Consider the following 19,450-nt stretch of genomic DNA (forward strand, 5'->3'; position numbering starts at 1 on the left):
CCGGAGCAGTCGCGAGCAGCGGGATGACTCCCGCCATCGATTCGCCGGAGTCGTCACCGGCGGACACCACGAACGCCCAGACGAGCAGGGCGGCGGCCGTGGCCGGACGCTCCCGCGGCTCACACCGCCTGCGGTTCCAGTTCGCGCTGGAACCGGCGCTCGTCCCGGGCGATCCGGGTGAGCGGATGGTCGTCACCGAGCTGCCGGGACAGCTCCTCGACCGTCTCCATCCTGACCTGGAGAGCCTCGTCCTTGCGCCCCATCGAGTCGAGCGTGACCGCCATGTTCGACTTCATGGCCAGCGTCTCCGGATGGTGTGCGCCCAGTACCTCCCGGAACTGCGTCGCCAGCTCCCGCTCGGTCTTCAGCACCAGGTCGAGATCGCCCCGCTCCGCCGTGGCATTGGCCAGGTTCATCACGCTGAACAGCGTGTTGGGGTGCGCCCGCCCGTACACCTCACGCATCGAGGCGACCACCCGGGTCAGTACCTGTTCCGCCTCCTCGGCCGCACCGGTCCCCCAGAGATAGACACCCAGATTGTTCAGGGCCGCCAGGGTGTACGGGTGCTTCTCGCCCGGCACCTTCACATACTGGTCGACGACCTCCTGGGCGGCGTCGCGGGCCTCGATCGCCTCGCCGCCCGCGAACAGGTCGGCCGCGAGGTTCAGATCGCAGGCCAGCGACTCCGGGTTGGCGGAGGTGTACTTGGCCCGGTACCTGGCCCGCGTCGCCACCGTGAGCCGGCGGGCGTCCTCCAGCCTGCCTGCCCGGCGCAGCGAGACCGCCAGGCTCTTGGCCGCGCTGAGCGTGCCGGGGAAGGACCGGCCGAGCGTGGCCTTGTAGCTGTCGTACGTACGACTGAGGATGCCGACCGAGTCCTCGTACCGGCCGACGTCCCGCAGGTCTCGGGCCAGGTTCATGGCCGAGGAGAGGCTGTACGGGTGTTCCTCGCCGAGCACCTCGCGGCGCCGGTCGAACACGTCCTGGTCGATCTCGCGGGCCTTGGCGTACTGGCCGATGGACCGCAGGGTGAACGCCAGGTTGTTGGCAGCTGCCAGGGCCCTGGGGTGGGAGTCGTGGAAGATCTGGTTGAACCCGTCGGTGGCTTCGGTGGCCAGCTCGATCGCCCTGGTGTACTCGCCGAGCGTGCCGAGGTCGGTGGCCAGGCTGCTGGTGCTCATGTACGTGTGCGGATGCTCCGGGCCCAGCACCTCCCGCTGCGTCGCCAGGGTGATCTCGTCGAGCTCCATGGCCTCCACGTAACGGCCGCGCGAGCGGTAGATGTTGGACAGGTGGAAGCAGAGGTAGAGGTACTGGATGTCCCGCTCCCCCAGCGTCTCGCGCCAGATGTCGCGCAGCTCCTCGCAGAGCGTGGTGGCCGTCCTGAAGTCACCGCGCTTCCACAGGTAGCGCACCCGGTCGATCAGGAGCCTGCGGGCCTCGGGCTCCTTGCAGTTACGGGCGTCCGACGGGCCCAGGTGCGGCCATATCGAGGCGAACTGCGGCCAGTTGGCCGGGTTGTCGATCGGCTCGTCGTCATCGGGACGGGCACCTGCCAGGATGCGGTGGACGGCGTGCCGGGCGTCCCGTTGCTCCTCCTCGGTGAGCTGGGCCCGGATGACCGCCTGGACGAGCCGGTGCACCTGGATGGAGTTGGATACCTGGTCGACCTTGGCGAGGGCGAACCGGCCGATCTCCCGGATGACCCGGCCCAGCACCAGCTTCTCCTGGAGCGAGGCGTCGTACGGCTTCAGCGCCTCGATCATCTCCTTGCTGTACAGCAGGTTCCCCGAGATCGGCTCGGGGGCGAAGAAGGCGCAGAGCTGGAGCAGCCGCACCGCGGCGGGCGAGCGTTCCTTGAGGCGCTGGATGGAGATGTTCCAGGTCGCGGCGACCGGCTCGGGGTAGCCGGCCGGCTGGTTGAGCGCCAGCACCTCCGGGGCCTGCTGGGCCAGCTGTTCCAGATAGGTGTCGATCGGGGTGGCGGTCTCCGCGATCCAGGCCGCGGCCTGTTCGACGGCGAGCGGCAGGTCCCCCACCGCGGTGGCCACCTGGGCGGCGTCCTCGTCACTCAGCCCCGGTGCCCGGCGCTGTAGGTGCTCGATGGACTCCTCGCGCAGGAAGACGTCGACGGGCAGCGCGTCGCCGTGCTGGGACCAGGCCTGGTTGCGGGAGGTGACCAGGATGTGTCCGGAGCCGCCCTGCGGGAAGTAGCGCCGGAGCCGTTCGGGGTCGTCGGCGTTGTCGAAGACCAGGAGCCAGCGGTCCGACGGGACACCGCGGCGCAGCAGGTCGACGGCCTCCTGGGAGGCGGCGGCCATGTCGTCGCCGCCCTGGGCGCCGAGCCGGACGGCGAGTTCGGCGAGCCCGGCGACCACGTCGTCGGTCTGTTCGGACGATATCCACCAGACCAGGTCGTAGTCGGCCATGAACCGGTGCACGTACTCCAGGGCGACCTGCGTCTTGCCGACGCCGCCGAGTCCGTACAGGGTCTGTGGCTGCGGCAGCACGACGGCCATGCCGCCGCCGAGCTGGTCGCGCATCCGTTCCAGGACGAGGGAGCGGCCGGTGAAGCCGGGGTTGCGTGGCGGCGCGTTCCAGATCCGGGGGACGGTACCGGGGAAGCGCGGTCCGGGCGACACCGCGTCGGTGAGCTGTACGGGCCGGTCCAGGGCGCGTAACAGGGCTGCGGTGGCGTGCACCTCGTCGAGCCGGAACAGGTCGACGGGGTTGCGGTCGATGTAGGGCGCGGACAGCCGTACGTCACCGACTCTGAGCGGCAGCAGATGGCGCCGCCCGCCGCCCGGGTCCTCGGCGACGGCCCGGTCCCAGAGGCTCACCGCGCGCTGCGACTTGAGGTACGCGCTGGAGAGCAGCACCACCGTGCGGACCGCGTTCTCCGTGGTGACGGCCGCGTCCTGGGGCCCCCGCTCGGCGGACACGTCGCGGGGCACGACGCGGAATCCGGCCCGGGTGAGGACGGACTCGATCCAGTCGGCCCACATCCGGTTCTCCGCCACATAGCTGAGGAAGAGGTCGGCGGGCAGCGCGGGCCTGCGGCGGGTGAAGGCGTCACGGATGCGCAGCCGCACCTCTTCCCCGACCGGGGGCATCGAGGTGACCTGCTGGTCCGTGATGACGGAGGTGAGCCGTTCGAAGGCGGAGAGCAGGGAGTTGGTGAGCCCCGCCTCGTCCCCGAAGGTCGCGAGGGTCTCCTCGTACGCGTAGTAGGGACGGTACGGAATCTCCACCGCGCCCCAGTAGGCGGTGAGTTCGTCCCCGGACAGGTCGCGCGGCAGCCGGTCGAACTTCAGCCGGGCCAGGGCACGGCCGGCGTCCGCCTTCTCCTTCTCGCCCTCGTCGATCCGCATCGGGACGGGGAAGATGGAGATGGGGCGGCCGGTGTACCGCTCGGAGATCTGCCGGGCGACCGAGGCGGCGCCGTCGATGGACTGGTCGCTGAGGGTGAAGCAGTCGACGAGCACGTCGGGCAGGTGGACGGTGCAGATGTCGGCGATGTCGCTGAGGCCGGTACGGCTGTCGATGAGGATGTAGTCGTAGTTGGCCTTCATGTCGTCGCGCAGGGCGTCGAAGAAGTGGCCGCCGCCGAGCCGGTCGTAGAAGTTGTCCCAGTCGAAGGTGGAGACGGTCGCGGAGTATTCGCGGTTCTGCCGTCCGGCGGAGACGAAGTCGAGCGTTCCGCCCTGCGGGAACTCCCAGCCGAGCGCCTCGGGGGTGAGTGAGACCGCGTGCGGCTGGATCCGCGCGTACTCCCGGTGCCAGTCGTCGGCCCGCTGCACCGGGCTGGTCGCGGCCCAGGCGTACTCGGTGATCAGGTCGATGACACCGGTGGTGGCGCCGAGGGTCGAGGGGTCGAGGAACGGGTGGAAGAACCGGTGGAGTCCGGGTGCCTCCAGATCCCAGTCGACAGCCAGTACCCGATTGCCGTTGGCGGCGAGAATCCAGGCCGTGTTCGCCAGGGCCATGGTGCGCCCCGTACCGCCCTTGTACGAGTAGAAGGTGACGATGCGTCCGTCACGACTGGCCGTCATCCGTGTCCTCCGCATCCGTCGCAGCGTCATGTGTCCGGGGGATGTACTGGGTCTGCGCCATCGGTCCCATCAAGCGCGTCCGTTCGGTGGGTCCTCCGCCGCCGGTGGCGGGCAGATAGACAGCCGCGTGTCTCAGGTACTGCTGGGCGGCCACCTCGACCACCTGCGGCAGGATCTGGCCGAAGGCCTCCATGCTCGGTACGCCCTTGGCGGCGGCACGGCAGTAGGCCCGGCCCTGGCGCATCTTGGTCGGCATGGTCTGTTCGAGCTTGGCGGCCAGTTCGGCCTCCGCGGCCCTGCTCTCGTGGTCGTCGCGGTTCCACGGGACGACCATCGTCACCCAGGGCCGGTGCTCGGCGTCGAAGGCTGCGAGCCTTCTGCACCGGTCCTCGTCCTGGAGCGCCCAGCGGTCGACCAGGAGGATCTCCGGTGTGGTGGGCTGTTTTCCGACCGGGAGGCCGGCCTCCTCGTCGAAGGAGGTGACGGTGGCCTGGTAGTTGAGGGAGCGCACCAGGTCCTCGGCGACATAGGCCAGGGGCCGTGCGGCGTCCGGGTGGTAGGGGTTCCAGTCCTGCGGGTTGTCGCCGTAGTAGTCGGCGTTGCGCCCCTCCGGCAGGTCGTGGCGGGTGGCGGCGGCGATGGTCACCTGCATCGGGCGGGGGCCGCCCGCCCCGCCGCTCGTCGGACCGAAGGCGCTGGGGGCCAACCGGTAGTCGACGGGCCGGCCGGTGCCGATCCGTACCGTGTCGGCGACGCTGACGATGCGTTTGGCGAGCTCGTACACCGCACGCTCGTACTCCTCGTTGAAGAGTTTGAGCTTGATCAGCCCGTAGAGCCCGTCACTGACGTAACGGTCCCCGAAATCACGGTGGTTGAACTGTAATCGCTCGGCCGGCCCGGGTAGCTGGCTGGGCGGGACCGGCACCCAGAGCGCCGGGACGATCGCCTCGGCGGGCTGGTTGGAGCGGGCCCGGTAATGAATGGCGCGCTGGGCGAATGCGTACCACTCCTTGCCGCACATCTCGCTGGCGAAGTAGCGCGGCGAGAACAGCGGTACGAAAACCCGGCAGGTGGCGAGCACCTCGCCGAGCCGTTCCGACCAGCCCTCGCCGGAACGTATCTCGCGGTCGATGAAGCCCGCGGGTGCGCCCGCGGGCAGATCGGTCATGGCCATCACGTGGCCACAGAGATCCTGGAAGAGCCGCTCGACCCACATGTCGGGGTCCGTGCCACCGCCGTACCCCGGTGTGTGGGCGTAACTCAAGAAGAAGTACGGCCGATGGTCCGCCGCTCGCTGCTGCGTCGTCGCGTGCACACGACCCCCGTCCTGTGTGAGCACCCGCACCCGAGGAGTGAAGAGAATGCGAGCGAATTCATCATTCCGGAGCGGACGTTGCTCCACCCCCATGACGTTCGGTCAATCAACGCCACTTTTCAGTCATCTGTTCCCGGGCCCTGTCGATCACATCTCTGCGCACATGCGGTCTGATGCCGTTCCTCCCGGTTGTCCCGAGTGCGCGACCGCCCTCCCCCTCGAACCGGAATTCCGTATTCAGAATTCCTTTCGCATCAGAGCCACCAGCCGTTTCCCGCCGACGGTGAGTTCGGCCGCCCCTTCGAGAGTATCGAGCGCCTGCGGCACTCCGTCCCGGAACCGGGAATCGAATGCCGCGAGCGCCAGCCGTTCATGGACGTCGGCCAGCATCCCGGAAAACGGAACCAATTCGTCCTGCCAGGGCATTCGATGTTCCCAGGAGCCGTCCGCCGCGTAAAGATCCGTGACGTCCACAAGTGCCCGGAATCTCGCTCGCCGCACTCCGCGCAGCAGCGTGAGCGCCAGCGTGCCGGCCTCCTCGTCCGCCCCGACACCGATCGCGCCGTATCCGTGCCGCCCCACCGATGGCTCGCCGGGCGCCAGGCCGGTGAGCGGGGTGAGGGTGAGCGGGAGCGGGCCGTCGGCGCACCCCGCGACGTGGGCGGGAGCCCGCTCCTCGATCAGCGCCCAGGCCTCGGTGAGCGCGTCACCCAGACGGCCGGCCCCCGCCGCGTCGAGCGTGGGGGCGGCGGGCGCGCCGAAGCAGTCCCGGTACGGGTCGAGATCGTCGATCACTAAGCCGCCCGGGAACGGGCCGCCCGGCAGGGCGAACGCGCGCACCGGCAGCCAGCCCGGCCCGGCCTCGGCGGACCGCCGGACCCGCCGCTCCGCCGTTCCGGCGGCAGGGCCGGCCAGGAACCCGTCCCCGGCCGGGCGCACCAGCACGGTGCCGCGCTCCCCCGGCCCGGCGACCGTCAGCCGGCCGAGGGTGGGCAGGACGAGCCCGCCGTCCCGGTAGGGCACCGGCACCCGCAGATCGAGACCGGCCCGTACGGCGGCCGCGGCGAGAAGGGTCTGCAGACCGTCCGCGGCCACGGAAGCCGCCTCCGGCCGGGCCTCGTGCAGGGCGTCCAGCGCGTCGAGCAGCCAGGTACGCGTATACGGATGGGCGAGTACGCCGTCCAGCCCCCGGACCCCTTCCTCCGAGCCCTCCAGAACGGCCGCCAGCTCCCACGCCGCCGCCCACCGCTCACCGCCCAGGCCGTCCAGGTCCGCGTGCAGCCGGGCCAGCAGGGTGCGGGTGAGGTCCTCCTGGGCCGCGAGCAGTTCGACCGGATCGGCCACCGCGGGAGCCACGGTGTCCGCGGGCGTACGCGCCTCGATGCCGCGCACCAGGGCGGCGAGGTCATGGCAGTACACGGACGGGTTGTCGAATCCCTCGCCGTCGCCCGCGGAGCTGTAGCGGTGGGTGTACAGACCTCCTCCGCACGAACGTACGACGGGGCAACGGCGGCACGTCTCGCTGACGCCCTCCAGACCGAGCTGCCTGGCCCGCACCCCGGGGTGTGCCGCGACCTCGTCGAAGGCGTTCGCGAAGACGTCGAATCCGGTGGCCGCCGCGCCCTCATAGGCGCTCTTCAGCGAATCGACCTGCTCCAGCCGGCCGTCGGTCTCCACGACGACGAGGTCGGTCGGCGCGAGGCCCAGCGACTCGGTGAGGCTGGGGCCGCCGTTGAGCGTGGAGGCGACCGAGGAGAAGATCCGTACCGGCACCGGACGCCCCTGCTCCTGCCAGCGGTCGAATACCGCGAGGAGCCAGTCGGCGTAGGCGGTGGGCGATCCGTCCGGCCGCGCCGGCGGATCGTCCCAGGTGGCATGGGGAAGCAGGAAGTCGATGAGGGGCGGTTCGAGCTCCGTGAGCGCGTCGAGGACCGCGACCGGGTCGTTCGCGATGTCGATGGTGCACAGGAGGCCTAGGTTGAGATGGCGGTAGCGCTCCTGACGGAGCAGCTCGACGGCCTTGAGTACCAGGGGGTGACTGCTGCGGCCGTCGGCGAAGCGGCGGTGCCGGTCGTTGGCCGCGCGGTCGCCGTCGAGGGAGATGCCCACCTTGACGTCGTACTCGCTGAAGAGGTCGAGATAGCGCGGGCTGAGCTGCAGGCCGTTGGTATGGATCCGGAGATCGAGGGCGGCCACGCCGTCGAAGGCGGCGGTGAGCTCTTCACAGATGCGCCGGAGCCGGGCGGGACCCGCCAGCAGAGGCTCCCCTCCGTGCAGGATTACTGACACGGAGGGCAGTGCATGTGTCTTGGCATGCTCAGCCAGCCGCTGAGCAGTCCGGAAGATGACTTCGTCAGAGATTGTTTTCGGACGGGTTCGCCAGCTCTGATCGGCATGTTCGTAGACATAGCAATGGTCACAGGCAAGATCACACCTGCTGTGAACCTTGAGGACTACTTCACGGAAAGGGACCAGGGGTCCTGTCATTCCACCAGTCTAGCCAGCGTGGAAGGGTGATCCGGCAGACCGGCCGTCCCGGAGGAGTGATCCGTGACGCGGGGTCAGAGGGAGGAGTTGAAGGTGGATGCCTGGCTGGGGCGACCGGCGGAGGCGACTTGCACCCGACCGAGCTTCCTGGCTGCTTCGCCACCACGCGCGTCGATCGCGGCGAGCGGCACACGGCTCTTCTTCGCAACGGCGAAGGAGAGGGAGGATTCAGTGGTCTTCACGGCCGTCCTTGAGGGGGATTCGTTCCGATGGAATGGTTCCGGACAGGAAACCAGCGTTGGTACCTGCACCATTGCAGTGTCCGGCGGCACGACTTTACTCTCATGACCTCGGTTGGCAACTGAGGACGCCCACTTGGAACAAGAGCGTCACATGGGACCCGCCGCGATGAAGCGGAACTGTGACTTCCGCCATCGGAGTGATGACATAACCGCAGACGGGAGTGAACATGACGGCGATTCCCGGACCACTGCAGAGCATGGTCTTCAGGAACGCTGATCTGCCGGAGCTCTTTCACCACACGGACGCCATTGCGATCGCCCGCCAGCGGGAGTCGGTGAATACGACCCGATGGCAGCTCATCCTGCTGGTCGTGGGCACGGTCCCGGCGGCGCTGCCCTGGCATGCGGAGGTCGAGGGTACGCTCCAACTGACGGACTGTGTCGCCGTGTTGGCCTACCTCGGCGTCCTGGTCGCCACCTACCTCGCCTCCCGGCGGAAGGCCAAGTCGCACTGGCAGCTCAATCGCTCCGCGGCGGAGTTCATCAAATCGATGTGCTGGCGCTACTCCGTGCATGGCTCACCTTTCGATACCGGCACCCAGCATCCCGAAGCGGTGTTCGCCAACCGGCTCGAAGAGGGACTGCAGGAGCTCCGCAAGGTGGGCTGGTCCGACCCCCGGGACCGGACGGCCGATTCCGGCGGGCTCATCACCGATTCCATGCACGCATTACGGGACAAGGCATTCACGGTGCGCAAGGAAACGTATGTGCGCGACCGGCTGATCGAACAGCGGAGCTGGTATCGCAGACGCCAGGAGGTCTCCCGGCGGGCCACCCTGGTCTGGTCGACCACCATAGCCACCCTGACGGCGCTCGCCCTGGTCCTCGCCCTCTTCCGGGTCTTCTCGGCAGGCCAGTCCTTCGCGCTGACCGGGGTGCTCTCCGCGGCTGCCGCCGCCTGCCTCGCCTGGAGCGAGATGCGCCGCCACCATCCGCTGATCTCGGCCCACTCCCTGGTGGAGAAGGATCTGGAGTCGATGCAGATAGCGATGGAGACCACGCTGAACGAGCGCCAGTGGCCGCGGGCGGTGTTCGAGACCGAGCGCATCGTCTCCCCCCAGCACACGGACTGGCTCGCCCGGCACCAGATGTGACGGCCCCGGCACCCGGTCCGGTGACGGGCGGGCCGCGCACGCGCGACCTGCCGGCGCCCATGACGGTCGGTCAGCCCCGTTCGACCCCGTCGCGCCAGATCACCGTGACCGGGCGGCCCAGCCCGCGGGCGTAGGTCACGATGTCCCCGGTGCCGCCCAGGCCACGGGCGGGCCTGCCGTCCCACACGGCGATCAGCCGGTCGCAGTGGTCGGCGATGTAGGCGCCTGCCGCGTAGTACGCCTCGTCGGTGGAGTGCGGGTAGTCCAGCCTGACCTCCCGCACGGCGCGGGCCTTGAGGGCCCGGTAGCGGGCCAGTTCGGCTCCGTCGGCGAAGCACGCCTCGTAGTCGCCGCTGGGGATGACCACGGTCAGCTGGGCACCGTGGTCGAGGGCGAGGTCCGCGAAGAGCTGGTCCGCCCCGACCGCCAGGCTGGAGAGCGCCTCGACCGAGCCGTCGAATCCGTGGAACGCCGCTCGCATCGACGCCAGCACATGGTCATGGACTTCCTGCGGAATGCTGCGGTGACCGGTCACTCCGATGCGTTTCACGGACCTGGAACCCCCTGGGGTGTCTGCCGGGGGTTCCCGGAGGGCGTCCCCCCGGGAGGCGCAGCGTCCGCCCCCGTTGCTCCTGCGTGACCGTCCTGTGTCACATCCTCTCAAAAGCCGCGGCCTCAGCGGGAGCCCCCGCCCGTAATTCGGGCGGGGGCTCGGCATGTTCGACATGCGCTTTCGAGGGAAGGGCCGGTTCCGGGGGACAGAACCGGCCACCCCGCATGTCAGTAGACGCTGACGCCGTACGCGCTGAGCGCCTCGGTGACCGGCTGGAAGAACGTCGTACCACCGGAGCTGCAGTTGCCACTGCCGCCCGAGGTGAGTCCGATCGCCTTGGAGCCGGAGTAGAGCGGGCCGCCCGAGTCGCCGGGCTCGGCGCACACATTCGTCTTGATCATGCCGTAGACGATGTCGCCGCTGCCGTAGTTGACCGTGGCGTTGAGCGCCGAGACGGTGCCGCTGTGGATGCCGGTGGTGGAGCCGCGGCGGGTGACGGACATCCCGACCGTGGCGTTGGCCGCGCTGGTGATGTCGACGCTGCCGACGGTTCCCTCGTGGGAGACGGCGGCGTTGTCGTAGCGCACCAGACCGTAGTCGTTGGTCGGGAAGCTGGAGCCGACCGTCGGGCCTATGTAGGTGGTGTTCGAGGAGTTGGTGTACCAGGGAGGGTTGCCGTCGGTGCAGTGACCGGCGGTCAGGAAGTAGTACGTGCTGCCGCTGCGGACGTTGAAGCCGAGGGAGCAGCGCCAGCCGGGCGCGTAGATGGCGTCACCTCCGGAGAGCAGCTTGCTGAACTTCCCGGATGTGCGCTCGATGCGCAGGGCGCCGGCGTTGACGCCCGCGGAGTCCTTGATCTGCTGGATCTCCGCGGCCGAGACCGTGCTGTCGGCCGTGACCACGACCTTCTTCGTCACGGGGTCGACGTTCCAGGCCGTACCGGCCACGTCGGCACCGAGGACGGCGTCGCTCGCGGCGGAGAGCTGGTTCGCGCTGTACGTTCCGTTGGAGCTGGCCTGTGCGCTGGGGACGGCGAGTGCGGCGACCGCCACGAGACCTGCGGCGATGGCGACGGCCCTGCTGCGTCTCGCGGCAGTGCTGAGGGGGGTGGTGCGCTTGATCCTCACTTGTTTCCTCCCGAGGGGAGTCGGGGGTCCGCCTGTGGGGTGGTCGGACCCGTGAGGCGCAGTCATGGGCGCGGCCGTTGCCCGCAATGCGGATATGCCGTGCCCCTGACAAGCGCTGCTCGGGAGTATTCAAGGCGTCAACTTCTTGCGCAAGGGCGCCTTCTGGCCTGAGCTTCCCGGATCCCGGACGGCTCCGCGCATGTGTCCGGCCCCGGCGCAGGAGGGTCTGCCGGGGCCGGACGCGGTCGGACGGAGGCGCCGGTTCAGCCGTCGGTCCGCCGGCGCTCCCCCGCCTCGACGGCGACGGGGAGGGTGTTGCCGGGCGGCGGGAAGGGGCAGATGAAGTGATCGGCGAAGGCGCAGGGCGGCAGCAGCGCACGGTTGAGGTCCACCGTCACCGACCCGTCGTCGGCCGGGGCGGCGGGCCGCAGGAACCGGAAGCGGTAACTGGTGTCCCCGCTGGTGGTGTCGGCGAAGACCGCCCAGAGCGAGCCGTCGTTCTCGACGGCGACCTGGAGGGTGTGCGGGGCGCCGTCCAGCTCGAAGGCGATCTCCCCGCCGAGCCCCAGCCCGCGCTCGACACCGTCGGCGTTCTCGACCCGGACGGTGCGTGAGGTGTCGTACGGGCGGAAGCGGCCCGGCACGGCCCAGCGCGGGTCGTACGGTGTGGCCTCGATGGCGCGGAAGGCGCGCCGTGCCGCGGAGTCCGGGTCGAAGTCCCTCACCGCCCACAGGCCTTCGCGGCTCAGCACGACGAGGCGGCGTTCCCCGTGCGCCACCCGGGAGGCGTCGATCGGGCCGCGGTCGGCACCGAGCCGGACCTCGCCGGTCAGGGGCTTCCCGTCGACACTCAGGCCGTCCTCGGCGCCGGCGGTGAGCACCACCTCCTCGCCGTCCTCCCGCCAGTGGCCCGGGACGGCCGGAATTCGCCCCTCCGGGTAGTCGGAGAGCCAGTGGGTGCCGGTGAGGGAGAGCGGCCCGTACGGTGCGGCGACCGTGGCGGTCCGCTCCTGGTGCCAGTGGTTCCAGTCCCGTGCTGCCTGCTGCTGTGCGTCCGTGCTCATGTGGTCAACCTTTCCATACCGGCTCGGCGATCCCGAGGTGCGACCGCAGCGTGGAACCGGTGTATGCGGTGCGGAACACCCCGCGTTCCTGGAGGAGCGGGACGACCAGGTCGACGAAGTCGTCGAGGCCGCCGGGGGTGAGATGGGGAACGAGGATGAAGCCGTCGGCGGCTCCCGTGCCGACGAATTCGGCCATCTCGGCCGCCACGGTCCGCGGGCTGCCGACGAACGCCTGCCGGCCCGTCGCCTCGATGACGGTCTGCCGGATGGACAGCCCCTTCTCCCGGGACAGTTCGCGCCAGCGCGCCGCGGCCACGAGGGGGTCGCCGTGCCGGACCCGGCCCCGGCTCAGCTCCGATTCGGGGACCGGGTCGCTCTCGGGAAGCGGCCCGTCGGGATCGTACGAGGAGAGGTCGCGGCCCCAGACCTGCTCCAGTGCCAGGATCGCGTTCTGCGGCGAGACCTGCTGGAGGCGGATCCCGGCCGCCCGTTCCCGCGCCTCGGCGTCGCTGTCGCCCAGCACCACACCGACGCCGGGCATGATCTTCAGTTCGCCGGGTTCCCGGCCGTACTTCGCGAGCCGCCCCTTGACGTCGGCGCAGAAGGCGCGGCCCGCCTCCGGGGTGCCGTGCCGGGTGAAGACGATGTCGGCGGCGGACGCGGCGAACTCGCGGCCCTCCGGGGAGTCCCCCGCCTGGATGACGACGGGGTGGCCCTGCGGGGAGCGCGGGACGGTGAACTCGCCCTGGACGGAGAAGTGCCGTCCGTGGTGGGCGAAGGGGCGCGGGGTGCCGTCGGGTGTCCAGGAGTCCCACAGCTCGCGAGCGGTGGCTACGAACTCGGCGGCGCGGGTGTATCTGTCGGCCCGGTCGAGGTAGCCGCCGCGCCGGAAGTTCTCACCGGTGAAGGCGTCTGACGAGGTGACGACGTTCCACGCGGCCCGGCCGGCGCTCAGGTGGTCGAGGGTGGCGAGCCGGCGGGCCAGTTCGAAGGGCTCGTTGAAGGTGGCGCTGACGGTGGCGGCGAGACCGAGCCGGTCGGTGACGGCGGCCAGCGCGGCGAGCACGGTGAGGGACTCCGGGCGGCCGGCCACGTCCAGGTCGTGGATCAGGCCGTTGTGCTCGCGCAGCCGCAGCCCCTCGGCGAGGAAGAAGAAGTCGAACAGCCCGCGTTCGGCCGTACGCGCGAGATGCTCGAAGGACGAGAACTCGATCTGGCTGCCGGAGCGGGGGTCGTTCCACACCGTCGTGTTGTTCACACCCGGGAAGTGCGCGGCGAGGTGCATCTGCTTCGGGGCGGCCGTCATACCCGTTCTCCTCGGCGTGCGTACCGGTTGGCCGGACGGGCCAGGCCCAGGTGCTCGCGGAGGGTGCCGCCGGGGTAGAAGGTGCGGAACAGGCTGCGGTGCTGGAGCAGGGCCACCGTGCCGTTGACGATCCGTTCGAGGTCGCGCTCGGGGGTGATCGGGGTGAGGTGGAAGCCGTCGACGGCTCCGGCCCGGTGCCACTGGGTGATCAGATCGGCGAGGTCGACCGGACCGCCGCGGTAGTACGTGCCGCGCCCGGCCAGCGGCGGCCCGCTCTCCAGCCCCGGCTCCGGGGCGGATTCGGCGTCGCCGAGGTCGACGCTGAGCGCGGCGAGCACCCGCAGTGTCCCGGGGTCGCGCCCGTGGGCCGCTGCGCGGCGGCGCACGTCGTCACGGATCTCGGCGGCCCGCTCGGGTGTGCCGGCCCGGACGAGCACCACATCGGCGTGGCGGGCGGCGGTCTCCCTGGCCGGGTCCGCCGTCCCGTCGACGACCGTGACCGGGTGGCCCTGCGGGGGCCGGGGCACGATGGCGGGGCCGCGGACGCGGAAGGCGGTGCCCTCGAAGTCGGCGTAGTGCAGCTTGTCGCGGTCGAGGAAGCGGCCGCCGGCCGCGTCCCGGATCTCGGCGTCGTCCTCCCAGCTGTCCCAGAGACGGGCTCCCACGTCGGCGGCCTCGCCGGCCTCCCGCCACAGTTCGGCGGCGGGCGCGGCGGGGCGGCGGCCGAACAGCCGGGCCTCGGCGGCCGTCGTCGACACGTCCACCCACTGGCCGGCCCGGCCACCGCTGACCCAGTCCAGCGTGGCCACGGCGGACGACACGTGGAAGGGCTCGGTGTGGGTGGTGGTGACCGTCGGCACGAGCCCGATCCTGCGGGTGCCGGGCGCGACCCGGGAGAGCACGGCGAGTGCGTCGGGTCCGGGCCGGGCGAACGAGTCCCCGAGGGTGACGAAGTCGAGGGTCCCGCGTTCGGCGAGGCGGGCGAGGCCCGTGTAGTGCTCGGGGTCGTAGCGGGGCGGGCCGCCGATCTCGGCGGCCAGGTGGAGAGGGCGGAGGTGAGACATGGCGGGCTCTTTCGGAAGGGTTCGGAAGTGGCTTCGGGCCCAGGAGTCCCGGGTCACAGGACCTTGGAGAGGAAGGCGCGCGTGCGTTCGTGGCGCGGCCGGCCGAGTACGTCGGCGGGCGGGCCCTGTTCGACGATCCGTCCCTCGTCCATGAAGACGACGGCGTCGGCCACCTCGCGGGCGAACCCGATCTCGTGCGTGACGACGATCATCGTGGTGCCCTGCTCCGCCAGGTCCTTGATCACGTCGAGGACCTCGCCGACGAGTTCGGGGTCGAGCGCGGAGGTGGGTTCGTCGAAGAGCAGCAGTTTCGGTTCGAGGGCCAGCGCCCGCGCGATGGCGACGCGCTGCTGCTGACCGCCGGAGAGCTGCTTCGGGTACGCCGTCGCCCTGTCGTCGAGCCCGACGCGGGCGAGGAGCCGGTGCGCGGCGTCGACGGCCTCCTTCCTCGTACGGCCGAGCGCGGCCACCGGGGCCTCGGTGACGTTCTCCAGGACGGTGAGGTGGGGGAAGAGGTGGAAGTTCTGGAAGACGAAGCCGATCCGCGTGCGGCGGCGCAGTACCTCGCGCTCGGGGAGTTCGTACAGCTTGTCGCCCTTCCTGCGGTAGCCGACGAACTCCCCGTCGACCGTGATCGATCCGCGGTCCGCCTTCTCCAGGTGGTTGATCGTGCGCAGAAGGGTCGACTTCCCCGAACCGGAGGGGCCGAGGATCACGGTCACTTCGCCGGTGCGTACGGACAGGTCGATGCCGCGCAGGACGTCCAGGGAGCCGAAGCTCTTGTGCACGCCCCGGATCTCCACCATGGGCGCGGCGGCGGCCCCGTGGGCGGGTGCGGTGGCCGGTTCGCTCTTCGGGGGACGGCTGATCGTCTTCATGGTGATGTCCTCGGGCGGTTCGGATCGGGGGTGCGCGCGCCGGTCAGCCATCGGTACGGCCGAGGTCGCGCAGGAAGGTGAGAGCGGCGCGTGCGGTGGCGTCGTTCTGCCCGAAGGCCGGGCCGCCGGTGCGCGGCCGGGTGAAGGCACCGCCCGTGCGCGCCGCGGTGTGCGGGCCGAGCGCGAAGCGGCGGGGGTGCGGGGAGCCGTCGCGGTCCAGGATCCGGCCGTCGCCGGGGTCGACCGCGAGCAGTCCGGTGGCGGTGGCGCCGGCCCCGTCCTCGTACAGCGCCCGGAGCAGGGTGCTGCGGGTGCGTCGCGGCGAGGGGTCGGGCAGCCTGGCCTCGACGAGGGCGCGGGCCTCGGTCCGCTCCCCCGGCACCGTGGCGCCGCCTGCCCGGAAGAGGCCCTGTTCCTCGTCGGTCTCGACTGTCGTCCCGGCTCCGAGGAAGCGGACGACACCGGCCCGGGAGAGGGCGAGCAGCTGTCGCAGCCGGGGGCCGGGCGGCCCGGAGGCGAGGTAGCTGAAGAAGCCGTGCCACCAGTCCCCGATGTCGCCGAACCGGATCAACTGGCCGTATACGGAGAGCAGTCCGAGAAAGACGGCGAGGTCCTCGCTGTGTCCGGGATCGTGCCGGCGGGCCAGGTCCGCGGTGATGTAGGCGCGCGTCGCCTCCTGGAAGGAGGCGGCCGACGTGTGGCGCACCCCGCCCAGCGGATGGTCGAGCGCCGCCAGGTCGAGCCGGTCGGCGGGGTCGGGGACGCCCGCGGCGATCACCGCCCGCAGTTCGGCGCTGCCCGGGTCGGCGGCCGCGTACTGCTCCTCGAAGGCGCTCCAGTCGGCCGCGGTGCGCTCCGGGTGGGAGGCGAAGAGGCGGTGGTAGTGGGCGTAGCCGAGCTCTTTGTCGACATGGGGCCATATGTCGCGGTGGAAGTCGGGTGGCTCCGGCCGGTTCAGGAGTTCCTCGGCCCGGTCGGGGCCGAAGAAGCGCGGGACCGGCGGCCGCTCGCCGGGCCGGACGTATCCGATCTTGGAGTGGTACGGGACACCGCGCCGCGATCCGACGTACAGGACGGGTTCCTTCCCGGAGGGCAGGTACGTGCCGTTCTCGTACCGTCCGCCGCGGCCCTCGGTGAGCAGCACCATCAGGTCGATGAAGGCGAGTCCGAAGCCCCGGACTATGACGGGTTCACCTGCGGGCAGGGCACTCAGGTCGCTGTCGGCGGTGAAGTCGGGCGGCAGGTGGATGAGGCCGTGCCGGTCCGCGAAGCGGGACAGCCGCCGCTGCTCGTCGTCCGGTTCGGCGTCGAGGTGGCCGATGGTGAGGACCACGAGGTCGGCGGTGAGCGGTTCGGCGCCGCCCTCCAGGTGGACGGACTGGCGGCCGCCGCGGGGGCCGGTGACGCGCAGGGCCCGGACGCGGTGCTCGTGGACGGTGACGGTGGGCGGGAGCGCGGCCACCGACTGCTCGTACACCCAGCGCAGATAGGCGCCCTGCAGCCGCCGGCTCGGGAAGTCCGGTCCCCTCAACTCCGCTATCTCGTCGCGGAGTCCGGGTTCGTCGGCGATGTGCGGCCCGGGCTCGGTCCGCCCCTCGCGCACGTCGGCCGCCCAGGCGTCGAGCGCCGGCCCCGGCCGTACGGGACCTTCCTGGCGGACGGTGTCGTCGGTGAACATGGTGACGTCCTCGGCCATGGAGTTCATCCACAGCAGCGGCGACTGGTCGTGGCGCCAGATCCGGCCGCCGCCGGGCGGGAACGGGTCGACGAGATGGATGTCCAGCGGCCGGTCGCCGTACAGCGAGGGGGCGTTGGCCGCGATGCGCTCGATGAGACCGGTGCCGCGCGGTCCGGCGCCGATGACGACGAGCGTCGGGACGGCGTTCACCGGGCGTCCCCGGTGCCGCGCGCGTAGTAACGCTCGACGTAGTGCTGGCCGACGCCGAGCAGCGAGGTCACGACGACGTACCAGAGGGTGGCGACCAGCAGCAGCGGGATGACCTGGTAGGTGCGGTGGTAGACGAGCTGGACCGAGTACAACAGGTCCTGCACGGCGATGATGCTGACGATCGAGGTGCCCTTGAGGGTGCCGATGAGCATGTTCCCGGCGGGCGGCACGATGGAGCGCATCGCCTGCGGCAGCACGATCCGGTACAGCCGCCGCCACGGGCCGAGGCCGAGGGACTGGGCGGCCTCCAGCTGTCCGCGTTCCACGGACAGGATGCCGCCGCGGACGACTTCCGCCGCGTACGCGGCCTCGTGGAGCGTCAGTCCGATGACGGCGACCGTGACGGGGCCGAGGAGGTTGACGGTACGGACGCCGAGGATCTCCGGGTAGAGCGCTCCGATGTTGAACCAGAACAGCAGCTGGACCAGGATCGGGGTGGACCTGAAGAGCCATACGTACCCCCAGCCGACCGCCTGGAGCACGCGGTTGACGGAGAGTCTGAGGACGGCGAGCAGCGTCCCCAGCGCGAAGCCGAGCGCCATCACGAGCGCGGTGAGCCAGAGCGTGAGCCAGAGGCCGCGCAGCACCGCCGTGGTGGTGAAGTAGTCGCCGACGACATCCCATTGGAAGGCTTCGTTGCGGATGACGGAGTTCAGTGCGAGGCCGAGGGCGATCAGTACGGCGGCGGCCGCCGTCCACTGGCCCGTCCGGCGCACGGGGACGATCCGCAGCCGGTCGGCATCGTTGTCTTCGAGGTGCTCGGCCGGGAGGGCCGGCGGAAGGGAGTCTGTCTGTGCGGACATGCGAGGGCTCCGTGGATGCGGCGATCGAACACGGGGCGCGCCCTCGGCACGGAACACAACGGTGGAACACAACAGGGACCGGGCCCCTCAGCCCGATCCGCCTCCGAGGTAAGCGCTGTTCGCAGCGGCTTGTCAACCCTGTCCACACTGTGAGCCGTACGTCTCATGTCAGTTGACGGACCACCGGATGCCTGTTCCACTTGGGCCATGTATTCGCAGCAGTGGCTGGTCAAGCGCTCCCACATCGACTTCGGTCGCGTGTGGTCCTGTTCCTGTTGAGCTGACGCCCTGCTCCGCCCCGCATTCCTGCTCGCGCCGTGAACGGCGTCCGAGTTCTCCCCCGCGTGCCCTCGCGTACACAACACCGCACCACCCTCCCCTCACACCGGTCTTCCGTCGTGTCCCGCCTTCCTCCGCCCCGTCCGTGGGCCGTCGCGCGCTGCCCCGCGCCCGTCCACGGCCGACGAAACTGGAGAACCACCCCTCATGCCCCGTACCCGGCACACCGCTGCCTTCGCGCTGATCACCGCCGCCACGCTGACGCTGACCGCGTGCGGGTCGGGTGATCCGGCGGCCGCCCCCGCGGGCGCGGCCGGTTCCGCCGCCAAGGGCGCGGTCCCCACCACCGACGTCGTGTCGGGAGTGAGGAAGGACGCGGCCGCGGCTGCCCTGCTGCCCGCCGAGGTCCGCTCCTCAGGCACCCTGAACATCGCCTCCAGCGTCGGCAGCCCACCCGGCGCCACCTATCTCACGGACGGTACGACCCTGGCCGGCACCGACATCGACTTCGGGGACGCCGTGGCCAAGGTGCTCGGGCTGAAGCCGAAGCGGGAGGTCGCCGCCTTCGAGGCGATCCTGCCCGCGCTCGACAGCGGGAAGTACGAGGTGGGCACCGGCAACTTCGGCGTGACCGACGAACGCAGCCGGACGATCGACTTCGTCACCTACCTCAACGACGGCCAGGGCTTCGCGGTCCGTGACGACAGCAAGCTGGCCGAGATCACCGATCTCACCCAGCTCTGCGGCCTGACCGTCGGCACCGCGGCGGGCACCACGTTCGAGGTGACGCTGGCGGAGAACCGGCACCGGTGCTCCGAGGCCGGCAAGAAGGCGTACGACGTGAAGACGTACTCCGATGCGTCGGCCGTCTGGACCTCACTCCAGCAGGGGCGTACGGACGTGGTGATGTCGACCATCAACGGGCTCAGGTACGCCGTGCAGCAGCAGGAGGGTGTGCGTTTCCTCAACGAGTTCAAGCGTCTCGACGTCGGCTTCGCCTTCAAGAAGGGCACCCCGCTGGCGCCCGCCTTCCAGGCGGCCGTCAACCGCCTCAAGGCGGACGGCACCTACGACCGGATCCTGAAGAAGTGGGGTATCTCCGCCTCGGCCGTCAGGACCTCGCAGATCTCGCCGCCCGAGATCAAGTGACACGAGGTCAGCAGCCGTGGCCGCGCCCG

The 19,450-nt window shown here is 70.6% G+C and carries 14 protein-coding genes and 1 pseudogene; 2 read left to right on the plus strand and 13 right to left on the minus strand.

Features of this window, described 5'->3' with window-relative positions:
• The 5 genes and pseudogenes from ABT025_RS39585 to fxsA form a co-directional block, all read right to left on the minus strand.
• Positions 1–103 (minus strand): annotated as a pseudogene (locus tag ABT025_RS39585) (SCO4225 family membrane protein); the annotation flags it as partial.
• Between the two features lie 16 nt (positions 104–119).
• Positions 120–4,052, minus strand: a complete 3,933-nt coding sequence (fxsT, locus tag ABT025_RS34725; protein ID WP_351002649.1) for an FxSxx-COOH system tetratricopeptide repeat protein — start codon at positions 4,050–4,052, stop codon at positions 120–122.
• Positions 4,036–5,391 (minus strand): FxsC protein, encoded by a 1,356-nt coding sequence (fsxC, locus tag ABT025_RS34730; protein WP_351002669.1) that lies wholly within the window; start codon positions 5,389–5,391, stop codon positions 4,036–4,038. The genes fxsT and fsxC overlap by 17 nt, the downstream gene beginning before the upstream one ends.
• Positions 5,392–5,604: 213 nt before the next feature.
• Positions 5,605–7,854 (minus strand): radical SAM/SPASM protein FxsBH, inactivated beta-hydroxylase extension form, encoded by a 2,250-nt coding sequence (gene fxsBH / locus ABT025_RS34735; RefSeq protein WP_351002650.1) that lies wholly within the window; start codon positions 7,852–7,854, stop codon positions 5,605–5,607.
• 74 nt (positions 7,855–7,928) lie between these two features.
• The gene (gene fxsA / locus ABT025_RS34740; RefSeq protein WP_351002651.1) at positions 7,929–8,096 is read right to left on the minus strand and encodes an FxSxx-COOH cyclophane-containing RiPP peptide; all 168 of its coding nucleotides are present in this window, start codon (positions 8,094–8,096) and stop codon (positions 7,929–7,931) included.
• Positions 8,097–8,323: 227 nt separating this feature from the next.
• On the opposite strand from fxsA, the gene ABT025_RS34745 reads away from it, so the two are divergent.
• Positions 8,324–9,250 (plus strand): DUF4231 domain-containing protein, encoded by a 927-nt coding sequence (locus ABT025_RS34745; protein WP_351002652.1) that lies wholly within the window; start codon positions 8,324–8,326, stop codon positions 9,248–9,250.
• A 70-nt stretch (positions 9,251–9,320) separates the two neighbouring features.
• Here ABT025_RS34745 and ABT025_RS34750 read toward each other — a convergent pair whose 3' ends face one another.
• The 8 genes from ABT025_RS34750 to ABT025_RS34785 all read right to left on the minus strand — a co-directional run bounded on the left by ABT025_RS34750 (position 9,321) and on the right by ABT025_RS34785 (position 17,993).
• Positions 9,321–9,800: a hypothetical protein gene (locus ABT025_RS34750; protein ID WP_351002653.1), complete on the minus strand. Its 480-nt coding sequence runs from the start codon at positions 9,798–9,800 to the stop codon at positions 9,321–9,323.
• Between the two features lie 230 nt (positions 9,801–10,030).
• Positions 10,031–10,930, minus strand: a complete 900-nt coding sequence (locus tag ABT025_RS34755; protein WP_351002654.1) for a S1 family peptidase — start codon at positions 10,928–10,930, stop codon at positions 10,031–10,033.
• A gap of 263 nt (positions 10,931–11,193) precedes the next feature.
• The gene (locus ABT025_RS34760) at positions 11,194–11,994 is read right to left on the minus strand and encodes a DUF1684 domain-containing protein (protein ID WP_351002655.1); all 801 of its coding nucleotides are present in this window, start codon (positions 11,992–11,994) and stop codon (positions 11,194–11,196) included.
• A 4-nt stretch (positions 11,995–11,998) separates the two neighbouring features.
• The gene (locus tag ABT025_RS34765) at positions 11,999–13,279 is read right to left on the minus strand and encodes an NtaA/DmoA family FMN-dependent monooxygenase (protein WP_502972095.1); all 1,281 of its coding nucleotides are present in this window, start codon (positions 13,277–13,279) and stop codon (positions 11,999–12,001) included.
• A 17-nt stretch (positions 13,280–13,296) separates the two neighbouring features.
• Entirely contained in the window at positions 13,297–14,364 is a 1,068-nt protein-coding gene (locus ABT025_RS34770) for an LLM class flavin-dependent oxidoreductase (RefSeq protein ID WP_351002657.1), read from the minus strand.
• Between the two features lie 53 nt (positions 14,365–14,417).
• On the minus strand, positions 14,418–15,170 hold the full coding sequence (locus tag ABT025_RS34775) for an amino acid ABC transporter ATP-binding protein (RefSeq protein ID WP_351002670.1): 753 nt from the start codon (positions 15,168–15,170) through the stop codon (positions 14,418–14,420).
• Between the two features lie 115 nt (positions 15,171–15,285).
• Positions 15,286–17,130, minus strand: a complete 1,845-nt coding sequence (locus ABT025_RS34780; protein ID WP_351002658.1) for an FAD/NAD(P)-binding protein — start codon at positions 17,128–17,130, stop codon at positions 15,286–15,288.
• Positions 17,127–17,993, minus strand: coding sequence for an amino acid ABC transporter permease (locus ABT025_RS34785; RefSeq protein WP_351002659.1), 867 nt, complete (start codon positions 17,991–17,993; stop codon positions 17,127–17,129). The genes ABT025_RS34780 and ABT025_RS34785 overlap by 4 nt, the downstream gene beginning before the upstream one ends.
• 486 nt (positions 17,994–18,479) lie before the next feature.
• On the opposite strand from ABT025_RS34785, the gene ABT025_RS34790 reads away from it, so the two are divergent.
• Positions 18,480–19,421 carry an ABC transporter substrate-binding protein gene (locus ABT025_RS34790; protein WP_351002660.1) on the plus strand — a complete coding sequence of 314 codons (942 nt, stop codon included), beginning with the start codon at positions 18,480–18,482 and terminating at the stop codon, positions 19,419–19,421.
• The last annotated feature ends 29 nt before the right edge of the window (positions 19,422–19,450 follow it).

The sequence above is a fragment of the Streptomyces sp. NPDC002809 genome (assembly GCF_040295435.1).
In the GTDB taxonomy this organism is placed as follows: Bacteria; Actinomycetota; Actinomycetes; order Streptomycetales; family Streptomycetaceae; genus Streptomyces.

Bases quoted from the DNA above. Each gene is read 5' to 3' on its own strand.
- ABT025_RS34745 (WP_351002652.1), top strand. From the start codon at position 8,324: ATGACGGCGATTCCCGGACCACTGCAGAGCATGGTCTTCAGGAACGCT.
- ABT025_RS34765 (WP_502972095.1), bottom strand. From the start codon at position 13,279: ATGCACCTCGCCGCGCACTTCCCGGGTGTGAACAACACGACGGTGTGG.
- ABT025_RS34785 (WP_351002659.1), bottom strand. From the start codon at position 17,993: ATGTCCGCACAGACAGACTCCCTTCCGCCGGCCCTCCCGGCCGAGCAC.
- ABT025_RS34760 (WP_351002655.1), bottom strand. From the start codon at position 11,994: ATGAGCACGGACGCACAGCAGCAGGCAGCACGGGACTGGAACCACTGG.
- fxsBH (WP_351002650.1), bottom strand. From the start codon at position 7,854: ATGACAGGACCCCTGGTCCCTTTCCGTGAAGTAGTCCTCAAGGTTCAC.
- ABT025_RS34790 (WP_351002660.1), top strand. From the start codon at position 18,480: ATGCCCCGTACCCGGCACACCGCTGCCTTCGCGCTGATCACCGCCGCC.
- ABT025_RS34775 (WP_351002670.1), bottom strand. From the start codon at position 15,170: ATGGTGGAGATCCGGGGCGTGCACAAGAGCTTCGGCTCCCTGGACGTC.
- fxsT (WP_351002649.1), bottom strand. From the start codon at position 4,052: ATGACGGCCAGTCGTGACGGACGCATCGTCACCTTCTACTCGTACAAG.
- ABT025_RS34770 (WP_351002657.1), bottom strand. From the start codon at position 14,364: ATGTCTCACCTCCGCCCTCTCCACCTGGCCGCCGAGATCGGCGGCCCG.